At 43.6% G+C, this 24,732-nt stretch carries 23 protein-coding genes, 2 tRNA genes and 1 riboswitch; of the genes, 6 read left to right on the top strand and 19 right to left on the bottom strand.

Features of this window, described 5'->3' with window-relative positions; genetic code table 11:
• Positions 1–32 precede the first annotated feature (32 nt).
• Positions 33–134: riboswitch (purine riboswitch) on the bottom strand.
• A 31-nt stretch (positions 135–165) separates the two neighbouring features.
• From TY49_RS20750 to TY49_RS20715, 7 genes are all read right to left on the bottom strand, one after another.
• On the bottom strand, positions 166–2,382 hold the full coding sequence (locus TY49_RS20750) for a transglutaminase TgpA family protein (protein WP_041967809.1): 2,217 nt from the start codon (positions 2,380–2,382) through the stop codon (positions 166–168).
• Complete coding sequence (locus TY49_RS20745; RefSeq protein ID WP_041967808.1) at positions 2,379–3,596, bottom strand: DUF58 domain-containing protein; 1,218 nt, start codon at positions 3,594–3,596, stop codon at positions 2,379–2,381. The genes TY49_RS20750 and TY49_RS20745 overlap by 4 nt, the downstream gene beginning before the upstream one ends.
• A gap of 1 nt (position 3,597) precedes the next feature.
• The gene (locus tag TY49_RS20740; RefSeq protein ID WP_041967814.1) at positions 3,598–4,539 is read right to left on the bottom strand and encodes an AAA family ATPase; all 942 of its coding nucleotides are present in this window, start codon (positions 4,537–4,539) and stop codon (positions 3,598–3,600) included.
• Positions 4,540–4,902: 363 nt separating this feature from the next.
• Complete coding sequence (locus tag TY49_RS20730; RefSeq protein ID WP_041967806.1) at positions 4,903–5,277, bottom strand: hypothetical protein; 375 nt, start codon at positions 5,275–5,277, stop codon at positions 4,903–4,905.
• A gap of 440 nt (positions 5,278–5,717) precedes the next feature.
• The gene (locus tag TY49_RS20725) at positions 5,718–7,157 is read right to left on the bottom strand and encodes an esterase/lipase family protein (RefSeq protein ID WP_052442251.1); all 1,440 of its coding nucleotides are present in this window, start codon (positions 7,155–7,157) and stop codon (positions 5,718–5,720) included.
• Positions 7,158–7,432: 275 nt separating this feature from the next.
• On the bottom strand, positions 7,433–8,428 hold the full coding sequence (locus TY49_RS20720) for an ABC transporter substrate-binding protein (protein ID WP_041967804.1): 996 nt from the start codon (positions 8,426–8,428) through the stop codon (positions 7,433–7,435).
• A gap of 308 nt (positions 8,429–8,736) precedes the next feature.
• On the bottom strand, positions 8,737–10,278 hold the full coding sequence (locus TY49_RS20715; RefSeq protein ID WP_041967803.1) for a glycine betaine uptake BCCT transporter: 1,542 nt from the start codon (positions 10,276–10,278) through the stop codon (positions 8,737–8,739).
• 229 nt (positions 10,279–10,507) lie between these two features.
• Between TY49_RS20715 and TY49_RS20710 the strand changes: the two genes are divergently transcribed.
• Positions 10,508–11,032 (top strand): ECF transporter S component, encoded by a 525-nt coding sequence (locus TY49_RS20710; protein WP_041967802.1) that lies wholly within the window; start codon positions 10,508–10,510, stop codon positions 11,030–11,032.
• A 390-nt stretch (positions 11,033–11,422) separates the two neighbouring features.
• On the opposite strand, the gene TY49_RS20700 is transcribed toward TY49_RS20710, so the two are convergent.
• Positions 11,423–12,124 carry a hypothetical protein gene (locus tag TY49_RS20700; RefSeq protein WP_041967800.1) on the bottom strand — a complete coding sequence of 234 codons (702 nt, stop codon included), beginning with the start codon at positions 12,122–12,124 and terminating at the stop codon, positions 11,423–11,425.
• A gap of 444 nt (positions 12,125–12,568) precedes the next feature.
• Here TY49_RS20700 and TY49_RS20695 point away from each other — a divergent pair, with 444 nt between their 5' ends.
• Positions 12,569–12,778 (top strand): YuzF family protein, encoded by a 210-nt coding sequence (locus TY49_RS20695; RefSeq protein ID WP_041967799.1) that lies wholly within the window; start codon positions 12,569–12,571, stop codon positions 12,776–12,778.
• A 24-nt stretch (positions 12,779–12,802) separates the two neighbouring features.
• On the top strand, positions 12,803–13,693 hold the full coding sequence (locus TY49_RS20690; protein ID WP_041967798.1) for a manganese catalase family protein: 891 nt from the start codon (positions 12,803–12,805) through the stop codon (positions 13,691–13,693).
• A gap of 377 nt (positions 13,694–14,070) precedes the next feature.
• Here TY49_RS20690 and groL read toward each other — a convergent pair whose 3' ends face one another.
• From groL to groES, 3 genes are read right to left on the bottom strand one after another with little or no spacing between them, the layout of a single operon-like run.
• Complete coding sequence (gene groL, locus TY49_RS20685; RefSeq protein ID WP_041967797.1) at positions 14,071–15,699, bottom strand: chaperonin GroEL; 1,629 nt, start codon at positions 15,697–15,699, stop codon at positions 14,071–14,073.
• Between the two features lie 56 nt (positions 15,700–15,755).
• Positions 15,756–15,941: a hypothetical protein gene (locus tag TY49_RS20680; protein WP_041967796.1), complete on the bottom strand. Its 186-nt coding sequence runs from the start codon at positions 15,939–15,941 to the stop codon at positions 15,756–15,758.
• A 50-nt stretch (positions 15,942–15,991) separates the two neighbouring features.
• A complete protein-coding gene (gene groES, locus TY49_RS20675) occupies positions 15,992–16,276 on the bottom strand; it encodes a co-chaperone GroES (protein ID WP_041967795.1) in 285 nt (94 codons plus the stop codon).
• Positions 16,277–16,659: 383 nt separating this feature from the next.
• Between groES and TY49_RS20670 the strand changes: the two genes are divergently transcribed.
• A complete protein-coding gene (locus tag TY49_RS20670; protein WP_041967794.1) occupies positions 16,660–17,391 on the top strand; it encodes a CPBP family intramembrane glutamic endopeptidase in 732 nt (243 codons plus the stop codon).
• Between the two features lie 3 nt (positions 17,392–17,394).
• Positions 17,395–17,595 (top strand): YdiK family protein, encoded by a 201-nt coding sequence (locus TY49_RS20665; protein WP_041967793.1) that lies wholly within the window; start codon positions 17,395–17,397, stop codon positions 17,593–17,595.
• A 23-nt stretch (positions 17,596–17,618) separates the two neighbouring features.
• Here TY49_RS20665 and TY49_RS20660 read toward each other — a convergent pair whose 3' ends face one another.
• Positions 17,619–18,284 carry a redox-sensing transcriptional repressor Rex gene (locus TY49_RS20660; RefSeq protein WP_041967792.1) on the bottom strand — a complete coding sequence of 222 codons (666 nt, stop codon included), beginning with the start codon at positions 18,282–18,284 and terminating at the stop codon, positions 17,619–17,621.
• Positions 18,285–18,312: 28 nt separating this feature from the next.
• Positions 18,313–18,807 carry a cyclic pyranopterin monophosphate synthase MoaC gene (moaC, locus tag TY49_RS20655; protein WP_041967791.1) on the bottom strand — a complete coding sequence of 165 codons (495 nt, stop codon included), beginning with the start codon at positions 18,805–18,807 and terminating at the stop codon, positions 18,313–18,315.
• A 182-nt stretch (positions 18,808–18,989) separates the two neighbouring features.
• Here moaC and TY49_RS20650 point away from each other — a divergent pair, with 182 nt between their 5' ends.
• A complete protein-coding gene (locus TY49_RS20650; RefSeq protein WP_041967790.1) occupies positions 18,990–20,918 on the top strand; it encodes an ABC transporter ATP-binding protein in 1,929 nt (642 codons plus the stop codon).
• A 575-nt stretch (positions 20,919–21,493) separates the two neighbouring features.
• On the opposite strand, the gene tsaD is transcribed toward TY49_RS20650, so the two are convergent.
• The 6 genes from tsaD to TY49_RS20615 form a co-directional block, all read right to left on the bottom strand.
• Positions 21,494–22,525, bottom strand: coding sequence for a tRNA (adenosine(37)-N6)-threonylcarbamoyltransferase complex transferase subunit TsaD (tsaD, locus tag TY49_RS20640; RefSeq protein ID WP_041967788.1), 1,032 nt, complete (start codon positions 22,523–22,525; stop codon positions 21,494–21,496).
• Positions 22,525–22,974 carry a ribosomal protein S18-alanine N-acetyltransferase gene (gene rimI / locus TY49_RS20635; RefSeq protein WP_041967787.1) on the bottom strand — a complete coding sequence of 150 codons (450 nt, stop codon included), beginning with the start codon at positions 22,972–22,974 and terminating at the stop codon, positions 22,525–22,527. Before rimI ends, tsaD begins: the two co-directional genes overlap by 1 nt.
• A gap of 13 nt (positions 22,975–22,987) precedes the next feature.
• Positions 22,988–23,689 (bottom strand): tRNA (adenosine(37)-N6)-threonylcarbamoyltransferase complex dimerization subunit type 1 TsaB, encoded by a 702-nt coding sequence (tsaB, locus tag TY49_RS20630; protein WP_041967786.1) that lies wholly within the window; start codon positions 23,687–23,689, stop codon positions 22,988–22,990.
• A complete protein-coding gene (gene tsaE, locus TY49_RS20625) occupies positions 23,690–24,142 on the bottom strand; it encodes a tRNA (adenosine(37)-N6)-threonylcarbamoyltransferase complex ATPase subunit type 1 TsaE (protein ID WP_041967785.1) in 453 nt (150 codons plus the stop codon).
• A gap of 380 nt (positions 24,143–24,522) precedes the next feature.
• A tRNA-Asp gene (locus TY49_RS20620) sits at positions 24,523–24,598 on the bottom strand.
• A 23-nt stretch (positions 24,599–24,621) separates the two neighbouring features.
• Positions 24,622–24,695: transfer RNA gene (locus tag TY49_RS20615), tRNA-Met, on the bottom strand.
• Positions 24,696–24,732 lie beyond the last annotated feature (37 nt).

Here is a 24,732-nt window from a genome sequence, read left to right as displayed (position 1 = left end):
AAAAGGAAAGCAGGATTCCAGCCCGTTACGAACAAAAAGAAACCTGCCTTCATAGTCAAATCATTTCCGGTGATTTGGTAGATACTTTCGAACCATATTATCGAGGATATATGAAGGTTGATTCTATATAGTTGCAAACATTGTATCAGTATAATATTTTAGCGGTCAAGCACTAACTTTCCGAATCATGAACTCCCAATACTTTTTCGCATTCCGCCACATTTCTTCATCGGTATCGCCTCGGTAAAGATACTCTTCATATTTTTCTGTGAGCCAGCGCATTTCGTTTGTCGAGAAGAATGAGTCCACATAATTGGCATAGTCGCGCAATGTTTGTCCCTTCTCTCTCTTCAGCCCGTATCTTTCCAGCTGCAGCAATAGGGCAATATACGCTTTTTCCATGTACTTGTTTTCCTTTTTGTACTTGTAGAGAAGGATATACAGGACAGGAAGCCACCTTCCTCTCAATCTATACATGATCGCGGTGAACACAGCCAGTACAAGTAATGTCAGGAAAATCTTCTGCAGGTTATCCTTCAGGAATGCTCCTGCGCTTTTCAGGCCTTCGGAAAAAGAAACCTTTGGCTTGTCAACCTGTGCCTGCTCTTCTGGCAGTTCCGGCTTTTCAGGAGCGGTAGGTGTTGTATCTTCCTCTTCCTCTTGTCCCGTCTGGGTTTGCGAGTCGTCTTTATTGTCATACTCAAATTGAACGTTGTTTGAAAAACCTTGCGTCGGCTCAAATGGTACCCAGCCGACACCAGGGAAATATCCCTCTACCCAGGAGTGAGCGTTGTTATTTGTGACCTCATAAAGACGGCGCCCATTCTCAAGTGTATCGATATATTCGCCTTCAGTGTAGCCCTTTACCCAGCGCGCCGGAATGCCAACGGATCGCATCATGACAACCATGGATGTTGAAAAGTTGTCGCAATAGCCGCGCTGAGTTTCAAATAGGAATTGGTCGACATAATCCTGGTCCTCTTCCGGGACAGCAACAAGCGTTTGATCATATACAAATTCGTTTGAGCGGAAGTACTTCTCGATCGCCTGCGCTTTTTCAAGCCAGGTCACTTTGTCTTTTGTAATTTCCTCAGCAAGCTCAACTACCCGCTCTGGAAGCTCTTCTGGTACCTGTGTGTATTTCGAGAGAAAGGCAAACTCTGTAGCCAGCTCTTCAGGCCCGGCTGCCTTAAGCTTCTCTACACTATACACCGGGTGATTAAAGTTAAGCGAGTATGGCCCAATCGAACCGGCTTGCCCGTCGGCAATCGATGTGATTTTCTCTGTTGTAGGATCAAGACTGAACTGGAGAGTGGAGTTCCCTGAAGATGCTTCCACTTCTGTCACGCCGAGCGGATAAACAAGGTGCGGATAACCGATCTTCGGGGTGACCCTGCTCGTACGCTGTTCTGTTTTAACTTCCTCTTCAAAAGGCTGCATCGGGATGTTTTGCTCAGGTGAAAATTCTACCGGCACGGCTGTGCCTTTGTCTGCAACCCATCCTTTCCCCGTATAAACATCCTTTGTCTCAATTCGCCAGTAATGACGTCCATCTGCTTCAGCAGTAAAAACGACCCGGTCGTCTCCGATGAACGGCCCTCCCAGAGCAGAATCATCCGTTCCGTAGCCGACTTTTTTAACACCGCCACTGCCTTCGCCTGAATCCTCATTGTACGAGGTAATGAACGGGACAGGGTCTGGCCAGATTGGATCAGCCTTTGGAGCTGCATAGCCAATCCCCACACTCAAGACAATCATGGCGACAAGAGGGATCATCCATTTTTTCGCACTTTTCAGGTTCTTTTTCACGACTTCCCTATCAGCGGTTCGGTAGTAAGCCAGCATCCCCATCACTGCAAAACCCGCAATGACTGTCCTGACAATCGCCGCATCCGCTTCATAAGGACTGAATGTATCCAGCACCGTTATATAAACCAGCGTCATGAAGAAAAACACGAAAATTTGTTTCCTGTTGATCAGCCAATATTGTATCAAGTATGCCATCAGCCAAAGCAAGGTGAAGAACAACAATGTCCGAAACACATTCGAAATTTCAGTCCATTCTGCATTGATGATAACCACTGAATTCACGATTACCTCATTGAAGAGCTGCCCAAACCATTCCAGGCTGAAAAATGTTCCTTCATAATACATAAAGTGAATGGAATAAAGGATGATGATGACCTTTATGAGAGCAGACGGCAAAATTGGCATATTGAAGTAGGACATCATCAGTGAGACAAACACAAAACCCAGAAAAACACCTAAGTGTCCAGTATCTGTCAACTCCTCCAATGGCCGCAGCCACTCCCATAGCAGTAGAAAGCTGAAAATATACAGTAAAAAGAAAGTGACATCTTTTTTGGATTTATCGATCCTCAACCTCTATTCACCTCCGAGAAGGCTTCCGCGAACTGGCCGTCATGTACCATGACAAGCCGGATTCCCCTGGCATTTGCCGAGGCTCTTAAATTCTTCTCCGTTATTGTCGGGGATTCTTGGCCATTTTTAATCAGGAAAATGCTCACTGATGCGTTTCTTTGATTATAGAAGGCAGCTTTTTCAATCAACTCTTTCGTCAGTTGGGCAGTAATCAGCATGATTGAATTGTTCTGCTGCGCTAAAAAGCTCTCTGCCTCAAGGACCCGGTCAAAAGATACGGGGCTCCCATCCTGAATTTTAGCTAGGTGATGGAGAAGCTGTTGCTGGTGGGCTTCCCCGCCGCGTGCCGGAAACGCCTTGCGCTCAGCGCTTAATGTCAACAAGCCCACCTGTGCGCCTTTTCGTAAAATTGCCCTGATAACCGAAGCTGTGAACGAAACGACGACTTCAAAACGCGGTTCAGGGGCACAATCCATTAAAATGACCACATCATGTGACTGCCTCTGTTCGAATTCCTTCGTCATAATGTCATTCCGCCTTGCAGTCGCCTTCCAGTTGATCCACGAAAAGCGGTCACCCGGCTGGTACTCACGAACTCCAATCGCCATTGACGTATCACGCTGGACACGCTCCTTCGAGGCGGTCATACCCTGGTCAAAATGATGGGCAACCGGCCTATAAACCATATCCTGATAAGCAGGATAAACGAGAATCTTATTTTCTACTGGCAAGACCTTCTCTTTTTCAATTAATCCGAGTGGATCCCCCGTTTTCAACTTGATTCCCATTAATGTATGCTCACCTCGAGGAAGGTTTTCAATGGAATAGTCAAAACCGAATACCCGGTTGAATCCCGGAAACAACATCGTTTTCGCCTTTTGCAAATCCCTGTTCCCGGAAAGTGTATCACCGACCTCTTCTTCCCCGATCGCATAAAACAGCGGGAATGCCACCTTCCTTTCAAGCACAATGCTAGCCTTGAACTTCTCACCAGCGTTATATTCGTGCTTCGTATACACCCTTTCCGCCTTGATATCCTTAATGGAATAAAAACCGAGACCCAGGGCATAGAGAGCGAATGGCAAAAAGCTATAAAACAGGAACCAGCTGACAAAACCTCCCTGGAACATCGCATAGGAAAAGGTGATCAAGATCAATAACAGTAAAACGATGAGCTTCCAAACTTCTTTGAACTTTTGGAAATACTTTTTCATATTACTTCACGAGCCTCTGGACAGGCACAGACACTCTCGCCAACACTCTGTTGACGACATCCTCGGTTGTAATCCCCTCGAACCTGGCCTCTGATTTTAAAATGATCCTGTGGGCGAAAACAAATGGAGCCAGGTACTGGATATCATCCGGGATGACATAATCCCTTCCATAAATGAACGCATACGCCTGGGCAGCCTTCATCAAAGCGATCGATCCACGAGGGCTGACACCTAGATATACACTTGAATGTCCGCGGGTCCGGTTAGCCAGTTCCACAATATATCGCTTAAGTGTATCGTCTACTACCACTTCTTTGATACTCTGCTGCAGATCGCGCAGATCTTCAAGTGATACAACAGGCTGCAAGTCTTCTATCGGAAGATTCCGCTGCGCCCGGTTCAAAACTTCCATTTCTTCTTCCGGTGCAGGATATCCCATTTTCATTTTTAACAGAAAACGGTCTAGCTGTGCTTCCGGCAGCGGATACGTACCTTCATAATCAATCGGGTTCTGTGTCGCCATGACGAAAAACGGCTTACCGAGCAAATGGGTCACACCATCTACCGTCACACTATGCTCTTCCATTCCTTCGAGCAGTGCAGACTGGGTCTTTGGTGAGGTTCTGTTAATCTCATCTGCAAGAATGATATTGCCCATGATTGGACCCGGCCTGAATTCAAACTCCATCTCCTTTGGATTGTAGATCGAAACCCCGGTCACATCAGATGGCAACAGGTCTGGTGTAAACTGGATTCTCCTGAACTTGGCGCTGACAGACTTTGCCAGTGCACGAACCATCATCGTCTTACCGACCCCGGGCACGTCCTCAAGCAGCACATGGCCGCCGGCAAGCAATGCAATCAAGCTTAGCTCCGCCACATTACGCTTACCCGTCATAACCTTATCAATATTTCCTAGAATTCTTTCAACTGTTGGATTCATCTGATTCCGCACCGAAATTTCCCCCTTAAAATCTATTTATCTACGTGAACTATTACTTTTTCACTCTAATAAGTCTATATTCGCTATTTTCTGTAAAAATCCTGTAATACTAAGCATGAAAATATAACCACTTAGTGATAGACGGAAAATTACGGGGGAATGTTTCATGATAAGAATAAAAAACGCAAGCGACTCGAGCTGCTCAAGGCTACGGCTCTCGCAAGATCATCAAAGAAGCAAACTCAAGTATGAAAACTGGGCTAGGCTCTGGAGCCAGAAAATTCTCGAAGTGAAATTTTATCACGAAATAAAAAAAACGGCCTCGTCTCGAGAAGCCGTCATCAACTTTTATATGAATTCTATTTAACTCGCAGCCTTCGGAATCGCACCCATGCCTTCAAGGATGATTTTCGCATCGTTATTCAAATACGCTTCGATATCATTCCGTAAAAACAGCAGCGAGTGATCCCTGACGATTACCTTCAAGCCTCTCAAGTCAAACTTTGAAGCATAGCTATTCACTGTATTGATGACCGCCATATCTTTCCTTGTAAGCGGCTGGTGCCCAGCTTCCAACCGTTTCGTCAAAAACTCAAGCAATTCCCTCGCATTTGACTTTAAACGGCTGCGATTCTCGTTTAGGACTTCGATGTTCTCTTCCATATACATTCTTGCAGCAGCAAAATCGAGCTCCTCGACACAATTGTTGATCCTGGCAATCAAGTCCAATACGTGCATTACTTTCTCCTCCTGGTGTACAAACTCTGCTTATCTTCTATATCGGCCAATCACCCAGCCACTCCATACTTTATGTAAAAATTAGGCTATTAGACTTATACACTGCGAGGTAATAGTAGGAGAATGGTCTAAGATATAGGCTCTTTTCTCAAACTTTGTTGCTATTGCATACAATATTGGATTGAATCAGCTATTTTTCCTTCGTTTAAGTTGACGTTTCCTTATGAGAAAAGAGCATGCAAACTTAATACCGACCTGCAAAATGAGTATATATTACGTTAAAATCGCCTTTAGGATTTTAACAACAATCGTTTACGAAAACAGCCAAGGTATAAGGTGTTGTTCATCCCTATTATTCAATTCAGGAGGCGGCTGAGATTCCAGCCGCCTCCTGCTATATCTCCTGAGTTTTCGTATTTTCATCTAGATTCACTTCTGCTCTATCTATGTGTCTTTCCATTCTCATCAACATAGATGGATTCAATGATGGTCCTTTCAAAAGGCTTACCTTTAGCGTCAACTCCCGTTACTTCTGTTGTTAGGTTGTATACACCTGGATCGGTGAGATCACCATCAAGCACCTTGCCTGTTTTCGAGCCTTTCCCTGCTTCTTTTAGCTTCTTTTTGCTGTCTCGGTCATATTTGATCCATTTTGTTTTATAGGAAGCTTTCACACTTTGATTTTTATCCTTTTTCAATTCAACATCAAGAGGACTGTCGATGCCGACCACTAGCAGATATGCCGCCGCTGGTCCTGTTACGTTCCATTTTCCAGCCGCTGGTTTTGCGATATCAAACGTATGGACCCAGGCTCCTTTAAAGAAGTCACCCTTATCCTGTGCGATTTTAGCTGCCTTATATTCCTGTCCATCTGGCCCCTTCAGTTTTAGTGAAGCCAGCTTCTTTTCACTAAGGAATGCCATTTGGAAGCCTTCTGCTCCATCTTCAATTACGAAGCTTTCCTTGATTGCTTTTTCAGCTTTACGGCCTTTGACAATCTGGTTTGTACCGTGTTCTGCCACTATGCTCTCAGCTGCTGAAAATGCACTCGCAACTGCTGGCTGTTCTGACATTGTATATGGCTTGAATACTGAAAAAGTATTTGAGCCTTCGCGAATGGTCGTATGGTTCCAGGCACCTTCCCGGACGATTGTTCCGCCTGGCAAACGGGAGCTGGCGACTGTGACAACACCGTCATTGGAGCCATAGCTGCTCAAATACAGACCTCCCCAATATAAAGCGCTGCCGAATGAGCCCCATTTATACCCGCCGAGTGTATAGTAGCGGTTCTTTGAAGAGTTTGAATGACTATCTGTAATGCTGCGGAAATAACTCATATTTCCTGTCTGAAGTGAGCGTGTCGCATCATTATTGTTTCCAACCAATGCTGCCAGCCACCAGGCTGAGCTGCTGTGCGCAAGATCTGAAAGCTGTGTGCCATGATGTGGCGATGAAAGAGTAATGACATTTGATACGTACTGGTGCGCACCGTAATGGACGAGCGCTGTCTGGGTATCGACTCCGCCTTTGCTGTGCCCGACCACTACCAGTTTCTTGTTACCGAAATACTCATAAATTTGTTTTAGTTTTCCAGCCAGCATCGCACCGTTATCCCACATATCCCTTTCTGGATACAGGTCGATGAATGCTGTTTGATAACCATTGGCCAGCGCGGTTTGATACATATCATTGCCGTCCCACCAAACAGACGCTGAACTGTTATACCCATGAATGAACACAATCGGCGCTTTGGCAGGATCCACCCATGACGGGTCAGAACCCAAGTACCATGTTCCCGGGACACCCGAAGTACCTCCACCCAAGTCGCCTGCTCTTGCTCCAACAGGTACCATCAACAATAAAACCATCAATAATGACATAATCCTTTTACTCCTTCTCAAGCCAATACCCCTCCTCCTTTTTTCACACATCATTAAAAAATATTAAAATGCTCGTTCGAATAGAAGGGTAATTTGACTTATTTCGATTGGGAAAATGGTATTATCTCTGGCCAAATTTATAGCCTATAATGAATTTTTTAACGCCTCTTTGAAAAGAGCTCAGCGTATTTTCAGCGGATGAAAATGCACTTGATATAGTAAGAGACTTGTTTTTTTAAAAAAAGCCTGCCAAAAATCTGACAGGCCTCCCCATTTTACTCTCCAACAATCTTTGCGTCCTTGAGCAAATCCTCAGTCAGTGTGATTCCTTCTTCTTTAGCTGCATTCTTATTAACGATTAGTTCCAGATTTTCAGGAAAGCCGACAGGTATTTCGCTCGGCTTTTTACCCTTAAGAATCTCTACGGCCATTTTACCAGTCGTGTAGCCCAAGTCGTGATAATCAAAACCATAGGAGGCAAACGTTCCTCGTTTTACAGAATCCCCATCACCGGAAAAAACCGGGATGTCCTTGTCATTTGCTACCGCGATGACAGATTCAAGCGCAGCGACCACAGTGTTATCCTTTGGTATATACAGTACGTCAACACGGCCGACCATCGATTCAGCCGCCTGCTTCACTTCAGAGCTCGTGGATATGGTAGTTTCCACCGCTTCTAATCCTGCTTCCTTAATCGCTTCCTTTGCATTTTTCACATTTATAACAGAGTTCGGCTCACCATTGTTATAAATGATACCGACCTTTTTCGCATCAGGGATGAATTTTTTGATCGCAGCGATTGTATTCTTGATGGCATCTGGATGAGTATCAGATGTTCCAGTCACATTTCCACCAGGCTTTTCCAGACTTTGTACAAGCTCCGCAGAGACTGGATCGGTAATTGCAGAGAACAGAATCGGTATATCCTTCGTCGCCTGGACTGCCGCCTGGGCACTAGGTGTCGCAATCGCTAAAATAAGATCATTCTTATCCGAAACCAGCTTTTGGGCAATCGATGCATTGTTATTCATGTCACCCTGTGCATTCTGGTAATCCAGCTTTAGATTCTTGCCTTCTTCATAGCCTGCATCCTTAAGAGCAGCAATAAAGCCCTCTCTTGTCGCATCCAGAGATGGGTGCTCAACAATCTGAGTAATTCCAATCTTAACCATCTTCTCTTTCTTATCTCCGCTCGCCTGATTACTGCCGCCACCGCAAGCCGCAAGCATGAGCATAGCCCCACTTAATATAACTGCCAAACTCTTCTTCATCCTTTATCCTCCCCAAATTCATGAAAATGGTTATGTATTCTCTTGGTGAATGAAAAAGCAGTCGGTCCTCCTTTTGTAAACGTTTTTATATTATTTTTAATATTCCGATATTAACACGTACTATTATTAAGGACAATAGAAAATTTTTAATTTAATTGTTATATAAACAATAGTTTTAAATGCTTTATTGAAAACAACTGAAAATAACAATAAAGGACCCTCATCAGTGAGAGTCCTTCTTATGCCAATTAATGTGAAAGTTGCTCTTAATATAATTAACCTTATACAAATCCAACGTGCCACTGTTTTTAAATTGGGCTCGAATCTGGCTTATCTTCTTTTTTTAACAATTTCCCTTTTTCCTTTTTCGGCTTTTTTTCAATGACCTCCGATCTAAAGTCTTTTAATATCGAGAATGACATAGCAATCAATACAAAGGTCAATGGAAAGGCACTGACTATGATGGCTGTTTGCATTGCATTCAGCCCGCCAGAGAGTATTAATACGATAGCAGAAGCTGATAGAAAAAGCCCCCAGACAATTTTGACCACATTAGGAGGGTTCAAATCTCCTTTAGCAGTTTGCATTCCTAAGACGAAAGTCGCTGAATCTGCTGAAGTGACAAAGAATGTAGTAATCAGCAGTAAAGTAATAATGACCAATGCACCCGAGAATGGTAAAAGGTCATATACGTAAAAAAGTGCTGTTTCTAAGTTTTGCCCTGCTATGTTAGCTCCTTCAAAGTATTCGAAGTAAATAGCAGTACCTCCAAATATCGCAAACCAGAAAGCACAAACCAGTGTAGGAATTATGAGGACGGCAATCATGAACTCCCTCACCGTCCTTCCCTTGGATACACGTGCTATGAATGTACCAACGAAAGGTGCCCACGCGATCCACCATGCCCAGTAAAAAATCGTCCAGTCCTTTATCCAGCTCGCTTGTTCTTCATTAAATGGAGTGAGTCTTAAGCCCATGCCTGGCAGGTTTTGCACGTAACTTCCAAGTGTTGTCGTAAATAGGTCAAGGACAAATCCTGTTGGACCCAAAATTAAAAATCCAAAAAGCAAAATGACGGCCAACACTAAATTGGCATTGCTTAAATACTTAATTCCCCTCTGCAGGCCAGTGCTGGCAGAAAGCAGAAAGAGGACCGTTACGATTGCGATAATAATAAGCTGGATCGTGAAGTTGTTCGGTACCCCGGCTACATAGTTGAGACCCCCGTTAATTTGTGCCGCTCCCAACCCTAAAGATGCTGCTACACCAAAAATCGTTGCAAATACTGCGACTACATCAACGATGGTTCCGATCGCTCCTTTTGAGCGTTCCCCTAATAGTGGACTAAGAGTTATACTCATCAGGCCAGGTTTCTTTTTCCTGAATTTATAGTATGCCAGGACAAGCGCGATGACAGCGTAAATAGCCCAAGCATGAAAACCCCAGTGCAAATAGGTGTATCTCAAGGCAATTTTTGCTGCCTCAGGTGTGCCCCCTTCACCTATAGGCGGATTGGCAAAATGTGAGATAGGTTCCGAGACTCCAAAGAATAGCAACCCAATCCCCATGCCAGCACTGAATAGCATGGCAAACCACGTTTTTCTTTTAAAGTCTGGTTTGTCGTCATCTGCTCCTAATTTTATTTTTCCATATTTGCTAAAAATCAAAAATATAGCAAACAGCAGGAAGAAAGAAGCTGCCAATTGATAGAACCAGCCAAATGAATCTAAAAAGAATGCCTTAGTTTGATCCATTACTTCACCTAATTGGACCGGAGCAACCACGCCCCAAATCACAAATGCACTTGCAATAACGAGAGAAATCCAGAATACATTTGAAACCTTACTCACTTTAGCCAACTCCCCATAATCGATTTCCAAATAAGTTATCGTTATCTTTCCCGAAATCAATGCATCGATTCGCGAATACGACATCAAGGAGAAGAACAAAATTCCCAAAATTCTGTACAAGTGTATATTATTATGTATTTATTAAGTTACCAATAAGGAGTATGATAGTAAGTAAAAAGGAAGTTTCGAGGCATACGAAAAAGTCCTGAACAAAGAAAGAGGTTTCCAAATGAATGCAGCATACTCTCCAACCAAAGAAACAACTAAAACAAAAGTTTTAGTCATCAACGCACTTTTCATTGCCCTGACCGTTGTAGCAACCATGTTCATCAACATCAGGCTCCCAATCATGGGTAATGGAGGGCTTATCCATATGGGTAATATCCCTCTATTCATTGCCGCTTTCGTCTACGGCAGAAAAACAGGTGCGATAGCAGGAGCCTTCGGCATGGGCTTGTTCGACATTATCTCCGGCTGGGCTTTATGGGCACCGTTCACTTTCGTTATCGTCGGTGCGATGGGCTATGTAGCTGGATTGATGGCGGAGAAAATGCCTGGCAAGAAAGTGTTTGTGTACTCCCTGGCAGTTGCTGCTGCCCTTGTTATTAAAATTGTAGGCTACTATTTTACTGAAGTGGTTCTCTACGGCAACTGGATCCAGCCATTCGGATCAATCCCAGGCAATGTAATGCAGGTATTGATTGCAGGGCTGATTGTCATCCCACTGGCAGGACGCATGAAGAAACTATTATAAAATACGCGAAATAAAAAACCCCCTATGGAGTTTGCTCCTCCATAGGGGGTTTTTTTCTATGTATTTCATTCATGGAGTGAGAATTATGCAGGTGCTTTCCTGTCGGCAAACGCACTGCTGATTTTGTCGATACACCATATAATTGTAGATATTTCTCGGGAAATTGTTGAATTTTGAAAGTGGGATTGTTCGTTCCAGGGAACATACTCTGCTTTCCTGTCTGGAGGCTATATGAATGAGGTGAATTAGCGTATCGGCAGGCGATATATGGCAAAGCATAGCCAAACATTTTAACCATCACGTATGACAGTTCTTCGTATGTATATCGGCCAGCAATACGCTGCATGATATAACAGGAATATCGCTTTATTTCCTAGTCTCTCGAACACTTTATTTCCTGAATATCGCTGTTAGCCATCCCCATTTTCTATTCTTTATTTCCTCTTCCAGACGTTTATTAAAATCACTTTGGGAGTTCCACTCATTCTTTTGCTCTTCCCGCATTTTCTGAATCTCTTTTTGCAGGAGCTCGCTTCTCTCTCTTTCCTGCTCCAGCAAGCTTTCGTAATGGGTATTTTGCTGTTCGATGAATCTTTCAATCTTCGAATTTGTTCTTTGTGCTGAATTTCCGATACTGGAGCTAATCACATGATGGTCCTGTTGGAGTTGGGCCACATTTGACTTTATCTGGTCCATATCGTTTTTCAACTGTATATTCATTTCACGTGCGGCTGCAAGTTCATTAGCGACAAAAAGCAAGAGCTCTTTTAATTGATTCGGGTCCTGCGGCAGATTTTCATATGTATCATTAAGAGCGACTTCCGTACTGCCCGCTCCCTCCAGCTTATCCTTTTGCTGAGTCACGAGATCCTTGGCTGTTTCGTCCAGGGGCTTGTCCGTTTCGCGTAACGCTACAAGCGCTTGAATATCCGATTGAACAAAGATGCGCCGGTCGCCATCCTTCAAAAACTCGTAACCATTGCGCTCGAGAATCTGGCCATACTTCCGGACAGTAGGAGTAGCAATCCCCACTTCCTCTGCCACTTCCTTCGTTGAGAATGCCTGTTCATTCGGTTGTATATCGTGTCGCATATCGCACCTCCTATCATCCAATATGACGAGTTTCAACAATAATTGCAAGAGTCATATCGTCTATATTTCTATTCTAGCAGATAGATCGCTATCTATATATTGTTTAGACGGCATCTGCCATACGAAATTTCTTTACTGAGTAAAGAAGGAGAATCTAAAAGGATTGAAGGGGGACTTAGGCTGTTACTTAAAAAATTGATGCAAAAAGGAGCCATCCCCAAAGGGACAGGTCCTTTTAAAGGGTCCTTTATAGCGGAATTACATCATTCCTAAATTGGATATTGCTAGGCTAGTTTCGGATTACCCAAAAAGTGCTATTGCCGTTTATTATTTTTTAGGAAAGTATTTAACAAAAAGAGCCAAATTGAACAGTTGTTTGTCAGTCTTTTTGTATATCGAGAAACATATACTCAGTAAGAATGACTTTAAAATAGGAGGATATAAATGACAAACAACGATCTGTTAAGCTTCTATGATCCCTATGTTTATCAGACATTAGCAACCATTGTTGGGAATATGGTTACTGTTCAAACCATAAGAGGTAGCGTTCGTGGCTCCTTGAAAAATGTATTGCCAGATCACATTGTTGTCGAATCTAACGGAACTCCCTTTTTTATTCGAACCCAGCAAATCATTTGGGTTTTTCCTGGTTAACAAAAAAGAAGTGGAGGGGAGATAATGTTTAAAAGAATAAATAAATTGGCAATTGAACTTCCTACACCCGCACATGGCGACATGAATGCTGCAGCAGCAGTACAAGAGCTCCTGGGTGGGAAGTTTGGGGAGATGTCTACTTTAAATAACTATATGTTTCAGTCTTTTAACTTCAGAAATAAAAAAAAGCTTAAGCCATTCTATGAGTTAGTGGCGAGCATTACAGCAGAAGAATTTGGTCATGTAGAACTTGTTTCTAATACAATTAATCTGTTATCGGTAGGTAATACTTTTCCAGGGAATCCTGATATCACTCCACTTCAGAATGGGCTGGATGCGAGAAACACCCACCATTTTATTTCTACAGCTCAAACGGCTATACCAGGTGATTCAATGGGAAGACCTTGGACTGGTGATAATGTTTTTAACAGCGGTAATCTGGTTTTGGATTTAACACATAATTTTTTCCTCGAGATTGGTGCACGTACACATAAAATGAGAGTTTATGAGATGACTGATAATCCAGTTGCCAGAACCATGATTGGGTATTTGCTTGTTCGTGGAGGAACACATGTCCTCGCCTATGCGAAAGCAATCGAAATTGCTACAGGGGTAGACTTGACGAAAATGCTTCCAGTTCCAAATCTTGATAACTCAAAATTTGATTATGCCAGACCATTCATAGAACAAGGCTTAAGCAATGTGCTATATACATGGAGCGAAACAGAATACAGGGATATCGGAATGATTTGGAAAGGAACAAATCCGGAAAATGGGCAACAGCTTGAAGTGAAAATTGGTACTCCTGAAGGCGGGCCAATTCCAGACTTAGAGGAACTACCTGAAGAGTTTGCTCCTGGTATCACTAGGGACGATTATGAATTAATCAAAAAACGTTTAATGGCAAAATTATAATGGATTTTTTACAGGAAAAATAAAAGACCAGATTCTGCTATTGGGGAATCTGGTCTTTCTTCTTTGTTTAGCGGGTTAGACTGCTTTCATTTAGAACTCACTTGGGCTAGGGGCTTATATCAGAATTGATCAGCCGTAAAGCTTAATACACTCATGTTTTTTTCCTTGCCATAATCCCTGTCTCAGCAGAAAACCACATACAGATGACCAAATGACCAAGAATGTCTATCTCCATAAAACGTAAGAAATGAAAAAGAAGCTTCCCAAAAGTTTTTTCAACTAATGAGAAGCTTCTTTTATTTTATGTTAGAAAAATGTTAGCATTTCACTCTCATCTTACTAACAAACCCAATCATATCTAGGGTTGGAACGGATTATTACATCATTCCGCCCATTCCGCCCATGCCACTCATGTCAGGCATTCCAGCGCCACCTTCTTCTGGAATGTCGGCAACTACTGCTTCAGTAGTCAAGAACATTGCAGAAACGGATGCTGCGTTTTGAAGTGCATAACGAGTAACTTTAGTTGGGTCAACGATACCAGCTTCGATCATGTTTACCCACTCGCCAGTTGCAGCGTTGAAGCCTGTGCCGACTTCTTCGCGCTTAAGGCGCTCAACGATTACAGAACCTTCAAGGCCTGCGTTGTGAGCGATTTGGCGAACTGGTTCTTCCATAGCTCGAAGGACGATGTTAATGCCAGTTGCTTCGTCGCCTTCAGCCTGGATTCCAGCCACTTTGTTGTATACGTTAAGAAGCGCTACGCCACCGCCTGATACGATACCTTCTTCAACTGCAGCGCGAGTTGAGTTAAGAGCATCTTCAATGCGAAGCTTGCGTTCCTTCAATTCAGTTTCAGTAGCAGCACCAACCTTGATGACTGCAACACCGCCAGCTAACTTAGCAAGGCGCTCTTGTAATTTTTCACGGTCAAATTCAGAAGTTGTTTCTTCCATTTGAACGCGGATCTGGTTTACGCGGCTTTCGATTTGAGCGCTGTCTCCAGCACCTTCAACGACTGTTGTGTTTTCTTTTGTAACAACAACTTTAGAAGCGCGTCCAAGTGATGTGATTGTAGCAGACTTAAGCTCACGGCCAAGCTCTTCAGTGATCACTTCACCGCCAGTCAAAGCAGCGATGTCTTCAAGCATAGCCTTACGGCGGTCACCGAAGCCAGGAGCCTTAACAGCTACTGCGTTGAATGTTCCGCGAAGCTTGTTGACTACTAATGTAGCAAGTGCTTCACCTTCAACATCTTCAGCAACGATCAATAATGGCTTGCCTTGCTGGACAACTTGCTCAAGGACAGGAAGGATTTCCTGGATATTGCCGATTTTCTTGTCAGTGATCAAGATATATGGGTTTTCAAGAACTGCTTCCATCTTGTCAGAATCAGTTACCATGTAAGGAGATGCATATCCGCGGTCGAACTGCATACCCTCAACAACATCCAATTCTGTAGTGAAGCCTTTAGATTCTTCGATTGTGATAACGCCGTCATTGCCAACGCGCTCCATTGCTTCTGCAATCAATTGGCCAACTTCTTCGTCAGCAGCAGAGATAGCCGCAACCTGTGCGATAGAAGCTTTGCTTTCGATTGGTTTAGAAATAGCTTTTAACTCTTCAACAGCAGTAATAACAGCCTTTTCAATACCTTTGCGGATTCCCATTGGGTTAGCACCGGCAGTAACGTTCTTAAGTCCTTCGCGGATCATCGCCTGTGCAAGAACCGTTGCAGTAGTTGTACCGTCACCAGCAACATCGTTCGTCTTGCTTGCTACTTCAGCAACAAGCTTAGCACCCATATTTTCAAATGCATCTTCAAGTTCGATTTCTTTCGCAATCGTAACACCATCGTTAGTGATAAGTGGTGAACCGAATTTCTTCTCAAGAACCACGTTGCGTCCCTTTGGTCCAAGAGTTACTTTTACTGCGTTTGCAAGAGAATCAACCCCGCGAAGCATCGCGCGGCGTGCTTCTTCACTGAACTTAATTTCTTTAGCCATTGTAAAAAAACCTCCTCAGGATTTTAATTATTATGTTAATTTTTCACATTTAGTGTCTAGCTCCAGCGCCTAGTCCCTCGAGTCGCTTGTTTAGTGTCGCCTCCTAGAAACTCCGAAACTTCAACTCCGTCGGCAGAAGCAGAAAGCGCTTCTTTGTCGGAGTCTCCAGTTTCTGCGTTTCTGGACAGTCGGCTATACATATCGTTTTCGATCCTGCCAATGAAGTCAAAGAACGACTTCACTGGCAGGCTCTCCAGCGCTTGTCGGGCCTGACCAAGGCGCTTCCGCTTTTCTATTCTACTACTGCTAGAATGTCGTTTTCACGTAGGATCAGGTACTCAGTTCCCTGGTACTTCACTTCTGTGCCTGCGTATTTTGAGAAGATAATGCGGTTTCCGACTTCAACTTCAAGAGCAACACGCTCACCGTTTTCAAGAACACGGCCAGTTCCAACAGCTACGACTTTACCTTCTTGAGGTTTTTCTTTCGCTGTGTCGGGTAAAACGATACCGCTTGCAGTTTTTTCTTCAGACTCAACAAGCTCGATAATAATGCGATCTCCTAGTGGCTTGATCAAGTGAAACAACCTCCTCAAATTATATGTAGATTATTTTTTATTAGCACTCGCCTCAATAGAGTGCTAACACAATTTATATAATAATGAATCTCCATTTTTTTTGCAAGCGTGAAGCCTAACTTTTTTTATAAAATTTAGCAGTTAAATCTAACCGCTTTCCCTTCGACAGCAAGTCCTATATTTCGCGTTTTGATAGGCTGACTGACTAAAAAAGGACACCTTAAAGAGTATGCCGGTTCAAAGGAATTTTAACCAAAACATTCTTGAGACGCCCTGATATTTGAACTTTCCTGATGATTACTAGTAAAATGGATAGATAGCATTCTTATAATAGCTTTTATGGCATACACATAGACCGATCCGAATAGAAGGAGATTATCATATTGAAAAAGGAATACTGGTACGTCATTATTGCCTATATTGTCATGCAGCTCTCAAGCCTGATCGGCATTCCGATTGTTGCCTTTATCGGAGCTGCAATGGGAAAAAGCCTTAAGGAAATGGAGACCCTCTCGATTCCATACTGGCTCGTGATCAGCTTTTCACTCACACTTGTAATCGTGCTCCTGCTTCTTAGGAAAGAACGCAGGACAGAGACTGACCTGCGTGATGCTTCATCACCGGCAAGCTCTGCTGCCTGGGCATTCGCAGGTGTATTCCTTGCTCTGTTCGCACAATCAATCGCGGCTAGCATCGAAAACATGATTGGTATTGAAATGGGCTCGGAGAATACACAGGAAATCATTAAATTGATTGAAATGTTCCCAGTTATCATTTTGGTTAGCTCAATCATCGGCCCTATATTAGAAGAAATCGTCTTCCGTAAAATCATTTTCGGCAGCCTGCACAAGAAAATGAATTTCTTCTTTTCCGCACTGATCAGCTCTGTCATTTTTGCACTTGCGCATATGGAGCCCGAGCACGTGATCCTATACTCAGCGATGGGCTTCACCTTTGCCTTCCTTTATGTAAAAACAAAGCGGATCATCGTGCCAATCATCGCCCACGTTACAATGAATACAATGGTTGTCCTGCTTCAATCCGTATTTAGGGAAGACATTGAGAGAATGATAAAAGAAGCAGAGAAAATTCAAAGCTTTATTGGGGGACTTTAAGTTATGAAGCAATCGCCTTTATTTTCAGGCATTGTCTATATCTTGTTAGGCAGCTTATTCACCTATTTCGCCATCCAGAATGTAAACGAAACAGGCTGGGGATTCTTCAGCTATTTGCTTGTAGCCCTTGCCACTTTCGACTTCGGATCTGGCATCAGGATGATTATGTTCCATTTCAAACTGAAGAATGCAAATAAAAAATAGCTCCTTCATGAAGGAGCTATTTTTTATTCGACTGATTCAGTTGTTTCAGTATCTGTTGGATAATGCTTTAAGAAATAAATCAATGACTGCAGCTCAACTGCCAAATCAATGTGATGGATCCTGATCGACGGCGGCACATTCAGCCTCGCTGGCGTAAAGTTCAGGATTCCCTTAATATTTGCCTGCACCAATCGGTCTGTTATCGGCTGTGCTACTGCTGAAGGAACAGTCAGGATAGCCACCTGGATCCCTTCCTCGACGACAACCTTGTCAAGGTCATCCATGTGGTACACTGCCACGTCGCCAATCTTCGTGTTAACCTTGTTCGGGTCTACATCAAAGGCAATCTCGATTTTCGTGTTATTGTTCTTGGAAAAATTATAATTCAAAAACGCTGTTCCCAGGTTACCGACACCAATCAAGGCAACCTTCGTCAGTTCATCCTGATCCAATGTCTTACGGAAAAAGGTCAGCAGATAATTCACATTATAGCCGTATCCCTTTTTACCTAGAGCTCCAAAGTAGGAAAAATCCCTTCGGATTGTCGCTGAATCCACTTTTACCGCTTCACTTAGCTCCGCGGATGATACCCTTTGCTTCCCTGAAGAATGCAAGTTCAATAAGAACCGGTAATACAGTGGCAAACGTTTTGCGGTTGCCTGCGGAATCTTCATAGCATCATTCGTCATTCTCCATCCTCCACCCTATCCGTTTTTTCTATCTCAACTTTTCTTCTCTCTTGAAATCACCGTTTTTACCGCCGGTTTTTTCGACCAGATACGTCTTGCCGATCACCATGCCCTTATCAACGGCCTTGCACATATCATAAACAGTCAGCGCACATGCTGAAGCTGCTGTTAACGCTTCCATTTCCACACCTGTATTCCCTTTTGTTTTTACAGCTGCGGCGATATTTAAAATATAGTCATTACCATTTTGCTCCCAATCGAACGAAAGGTCAATGCCTGTCAAAGGAATTGGGTGGCACATCGGGATGATTTCAGATGTCTTTTTTGCTGCCATGATGCCTGCTACCTGCGCAACAGCCAGTACATCCCCTTTTTTCATCTTATTTTCAGTGATTCTACTATATATATCTTCGTTCACGGTTATGCTTGAATGGGCGACTGCTGTACGGACCGTCTCCGGCTTTTCACTGACATCGACCATCTTCGCTCTGCCCTCTTCATTAAAATGCGTAAATTCTGCCATGTTAAAGCTCCTTTCTACCAAATAATACACTATTTTATAAAACTTGTGTGTGAACTTTGTTTCTATGTTCACAAATACATTGGTGGTTTTCGATATACCTTGTCACCTATTGCGGTTCGCACATATTGCCGTGTCTATATTAATGGGTTACACTATCTCTAAGGCAATAGAGGTGAAAAATAATGATTTTATTACAGGTTAATCAGCTATCAAAATATTTTGCTGCTGATCTTATTTTATCGAATATAAAGTTTGAAATACAGACCAATGACCGAGTAGCGCTTGTCGGCCGGAACGGGGCAGGAAAATCGACCCTGCTGAAAATCATCGCCGGATACGAATCTCATGACGGCGGCGAGATCATTCGCCCAAAAGGGACGATGATCGGGTATCTCGCGCAAAATACCGGGCTTGAATCCGAGAAAAGCATCTGGGATGAAATGCTAGCCGTTTTTGACCATCTGCACAGCATGGAAAAAGACTTGCGCCGGTTGGAAGAAAAGATGTCGGATTCTGTCATTCTGTCAAATGAGACTGAATACGAAAGAGTCATGAAAGAGTATGACCTTCTTCAGGTTCAGTTCAAGGAAAAAGGCGGCTACCAATATGAAGCCGATATCCGTTCTGTCCTTCACGGCCTGAACTTCCATTCTTTTGATTATTCCACAAAAATATCCACTTTAAGCGGGGGACAGAAAACTAGACTCGCATTGGCGAAGCTATTATTGACTCGCCCGGATATTTTAATTCTCGATGAACCGACGAACCACCTTGACATCGATACCCTATCCTGGCTTGAGCAGTATTTACAGGGTTATGACGGCGCCATCCTGATTGTTTCACACGACCGTTACTTCCTGGATAAGGTCGTGAACCAGGTATACGAAATCTCCCGCCATCAGCTGACGAAGTTCCCTGGCAATTACAGCTCGTATTTAGAGCAGAAAGCCGCGAATTACGAACGCGATCTGAAACTGTTTGAGAAGCAGCAGGATGAGATCAGCAAGCTGCAGGACTTCATCCAGCGGAACCTGGCCAGGGCATCAACAACCAAACGTGCACAGAGCCGTCGGAAGCAACTTGAAAAAATAGACCGGATGGACAGGCCTATGGGTGATGAAAAATCCGCATCGTTCAGCTTCCAGATTGAACGCCAGAGCGGGAATGATGTGTTAAAAGTGGACACGCTTGCGGTAGGCTATCAAAACGAAGTCGTTTCAAGGGATATCACATTTAATCTATCTCGTGGGGACAGCACGGCGCTGGTCGGACCAAATGGCGTCGGAAAATCTACTCTATTAAAGACAATCGTAGAAAAACTGCCTTCGATTACCGGCAATATTCAATACGGTTCAAATGTTTCAATCGGCTATTATGATCAGGAACAGGCAGAACTCAGCTCGAATAAAAAGGTTTTGAACGAGCTATGGGATGAATACCCTCTTAAATCGGAAAAAGAAATTCGCACCGTGCTGGGTAATTTCCTCTTTTCAGGTGACGATGTCCTAAAAATCGTTTCCACCCTAAGCGGCGGCGAAAAAGCTCGTCTGGCACTTGCCAAGCTTATGCTGCAAAACTCTAACTTCTTAATTTTGGACGAGCCGACAAACCATCTCGACCTTGATAGCAAGGAAGTTCTCGAGAATGCCCTGATCGATTATCCAGGCACCATCCTGTTCGTCTCACATGACCGTTATTTTATCAACAGGATTGCCACAAAGGTTCTCGAGCTAGACCGTGGCGGCTCAACTGAATACCTTGGCGATTACGATTATTACGTCGAGAAAAAGCTTGAGCAGGAAGAGCTGAAGGCACTGGCCGAGCAGGCCGCCAAAGCTTCAGGAAGTGCTGTGGACAACTCAAAGCAGGACAAGACCTCCTACCAGCAGGACAAAGAAGCGAAAAAACTCGAACGCCAGCGCAAACGCCGCATGGAAGAAGTTGAAACGAAGATTGAACAGCTGGAATTAGAAGTAGCTGAATACGAAGAACTGCTTTGTGATCCCGAAGTCTTCCAGGATCATGAAAAAGCAGGAGAAATAAATAGTAAAATCGAAACCGCCAAAGAGAAACTCGATGAACTGATGGAAGAGTGGACCGAATTGGCGTAGGAATTAACCAAACGGGCATAAATGTGCCCGTTTTTTTGTGTCTCGTAATATGCAAAGTCCATTTTATTCGTAAAAACTTATCGATAACTCCCAAAAAGCTTAATTTATTCGCAAAAACCGAGCATCTATTCGCAAATCCATGTATTTATTCGCAAACTGGAAAAAATCACGGATAATTTCCAGTTTGTAATTCTACACTATTCTACAGAACAAAAAACGCAAGCGACTCGTTCAGCCCCGACAAGCGCTGGAGGGCCGCCCAATGAAGTCGTTCTTTGACTTCATTGGGCGGATCGAAGCGACTCGAGGGGCTAGGCGCTGGAGCTGGATTAAGAAAACTACATGCAGTTATTCAAACCTAAATAATTTTATAATTTCCTTAAGAATTAAAAAAAGTCCCGGTTTAAAACCGGGACTTTTTGTTCACATGGTTATTCACATAGTAAACACTGATTTATAGCTTATCCAGAGACTTTTCCACATTATCCACAAAACTCGATACTTTTATCCACATTACGCACAGTTGTACACAGTATTCATCAACATATCCACAGAAGAGTCTGACAACATTTTTCTCACTTCCGACTTTCGTTGTGGATAGTTATCTCCAGACCAGGATTTCCATTCAAGGTTAAATCGGCCCGTTGGCCTTTTTCATATAAAATACTGCCTGCAGCGGCAATCATCGCGGCGTTGTCTGTGCATAAAGACAACGGAGGAATGACAATTTCCACATCTGAATCTGCAAAATCTGTGGATAATTTCTCCCTCAATCCTTTATTCGCCGCAACTCCTCCAGCAAGCAGTACTTGTTTTACACCGTATTCTTTCACAGCTCTTTGAGTTTTTGTTACAAGTACATCAATAACACTCTCCTGGAAGCTAGCTGCAAGCTCTTCAGGTACTATTTCCTCTCCACGCTGCTGTGCGTTATGCACAACGTTGATCACAGCCGACTTCAACCCACTGAAGCTGAAATCATAGGAGCCATCCTCAAGCCATGCACGTGGCAGGTCAATTGTTGCCTTTCCTTCATGAGCCAGCCTGTCGATATGCGGACCACCCGGATATGGAAGGTGCAACGTCCTTGCTACCTTGTCATAGGCTTCGCCTGCTGCGTCATCCCGTGTCTCTCCAATCACCTCGAAATGACCGTGTTCCTTCATATAGACGAGCTCAGTATGCCCGCCGGACACGACAAGTGAAAGCAGCGGGAAGTTCATCTCCGTTACAAGTCGGTTCGCATATATATGGCCGGCAATATGATGGACACCAATGAGTGGAATGCCATTCGCAAACGCCAATGCTTTGGCTGCGTTAACGCCAATCAACAACGCGCCAACCAAGCCTGGTCCTTCTGTAACTGCAATAGCATCCAGATCCTTAACATCCACATTTGCCTGGGCTAATGCTTCCTCCAACACAAGAGTGATCTGTTCAACATGATGCCTTGACGCAATCTCCGGAACTACCCCTCCGAAACGCTTATGGCTCTCAATCTGAGAGGCGACTACATTCGCAAGGATTTCCCGTCCATTTTTCACAATCGCTATAGCCGTCTCATCACAGCTCGTCTCTATTCCCATTATTAATTGATCTTTTGTCATTATAAATTCACCCACATTACTAAAGCGTCTTCCATATTGTCTGTATAATATTGTTTTCTAATAGCTCCTTCTTCGAAACCAAACTTGCGATAAAGGTTTTGGGCCCTTTCATTGCTGACCCTGACTTCGAGCGTCACCCTTAATGCGCCAATTTCACGAGCCAGCTCCATTACCTTGGCCATAAGCGCCTCACCCAGCTTCATTCCTCTGTATTCAGGAAGTAAGGCAATATTTGTGATATGTGCTTCATCAATGATGATCCACACTCCACAGTAACCAACTACCTTTTGATCCACTTCCACAATCAGATACTGAGCAAACTGATTCTTCGTCAATTCATTGAAAAAAGCTTCCCTGCTCCATGGAATGGTAAAGGAATTAACCTCTACCTCCATCACTTGGTCCAGATCATCAACCGTCATATTCCGGAACGTTATCGTTTTATTCATCTTCTCTTCTCACTTATTTTTTAGTCTCTTGCGCTTTTAGCCAATTAGCCTCTGCTTCTGCCAGGCGGATATAGTTAGGAACGAATGTATGAAGGTCAACAGCCTCTTTATCCCGCCCTAATAATGCAAGCTCTGCAGGTCTAGGATTCTGTTCAGTGACGGCTGCTAAAACTGCTTTGTCTCCTAGCTCTTCCTTAATGACATCTTCATGGAGTTTCAAATCATTGCTCGTGAACAGAATCCTGCTGTCCATTTCATTCAATGTTTTTACCCAATCAGCTGACATAACAAGCTGATCATCTTTTACAATCTGCAACTTTTGATTCTCGAACTTATACAAACCTGTATAAATCTGTCCTCTCCTCGCATCAAAAAAAGGAGAAACATATCCGTCAAAATAGCGGCCAGACGATGCTGCCGCAACCTCAAGGCTCGATACGCCTGATAACGGGATTTTCAATGTCCAGGCCATTGTTTTCGCGACCGTCACTCCGATCCGGACACCAGTGTATGATCCAGGCCCTTCAGCCACGACAATCTTCGATAGATCACCTGGTTTAATATTGCACTCTTCCATCAATGTCTGGATCGCCGGCATGACGCGTACCGAATGGTTCTTTTTTATATTGGAAATATACTCGCCCAAAACTGTCTCACCATCAAGAAGACCAATACCTAAAACATAATTGGACGTATCAATCGATAATACCTTCATTTAAAAAATCTCCTTACACAATTCTTCATACCGATTTCCCTTTGGCTCAGCAACGATTCTTCTAGCTCCATTTTCATCAAGATATAGTTGAAGGAGCAATAGCTCTTCAGGCAGCTGGGCTTCAATCAGATGAGCCCATTCAACGACCGTCACACCATTACCTTCAAAGTATTCTTCAAAACCAAGATCTTCAAACGCATCTTCAACACGATATACATCCATATGATATAACGGAAGACGTCCCTGGTACTCCTTGATAATTGTAAAAGTAGGACTGTTCACATTCCTGGTGATTCCCAATCCTTCTGCAAGGCCTTTTGTAAAAGTCGTCTTTCCTGCACCTAAATCCCCTTCAAGGGCAATCACATCTCCCGCTTGAAGAAGACCTGCCAGCCTCTTCGCAAAATCCTTTGTCTCTTCCGGCTGCTTTGATATGAATTGATAACTTGCCATATATATCACCTAACTAACAATCAATTTTATAATGAAAAGCACAAGCGCTTTGGTCAGCCCCGCCAAGCGCTCGATGGCCTGACAGTGAAGTCGCTCTTTGACTTCATTGGCAGGAGCGAAGCGACTCGAGGAGTTAGGAGCCGCAGCTAGACAAGCGACTCGAGGGGCTAGGCGCTGGAGCTAGACACTCATCTAAATTCAAAAGGTATATACTTGCTTTAAAAGATAAAAAAAACCTTAGGATGCCTCCTAAGGATGACGATTCTATATGTAGTTTACACGATTTATCAAGGACGAGCAAAAAAAGCAGTTATTTTTCATTTTTTAAACAAAAAAAACGAAACCCTGTTTCGTCCTGCTAATCTACCAATTTATAAAAATGGCGGTCCCGACCGGGATCGAACCGGCGATCTCCTGCGTGACAGGCAGGCATGTTAACCGCTACACCACGGGACCAATATGTATAAAAAGATGGATTATTGCGGGGGCAGGATTTGAACCTGCGACCTTCGGGTTATGAGCCCGACGAGCTACCGAACTGCTCCACCCCGCGTCGATAATATAAGAATCCATTTAAATTTTTCAAACAG

This window comes from Mesobacillus selenatarsenatis SF-1 (assembly GCF_000813125.1).
GTDB lineage: Bacteria > Bacillota > Bacilli > Bacillales > Cytobacillaceae > Mesobacillus > Mesobacillus selenatarsenatis.
This window is presented reverse-complemented; position numbering and strand designations above follow the sequence as displayed.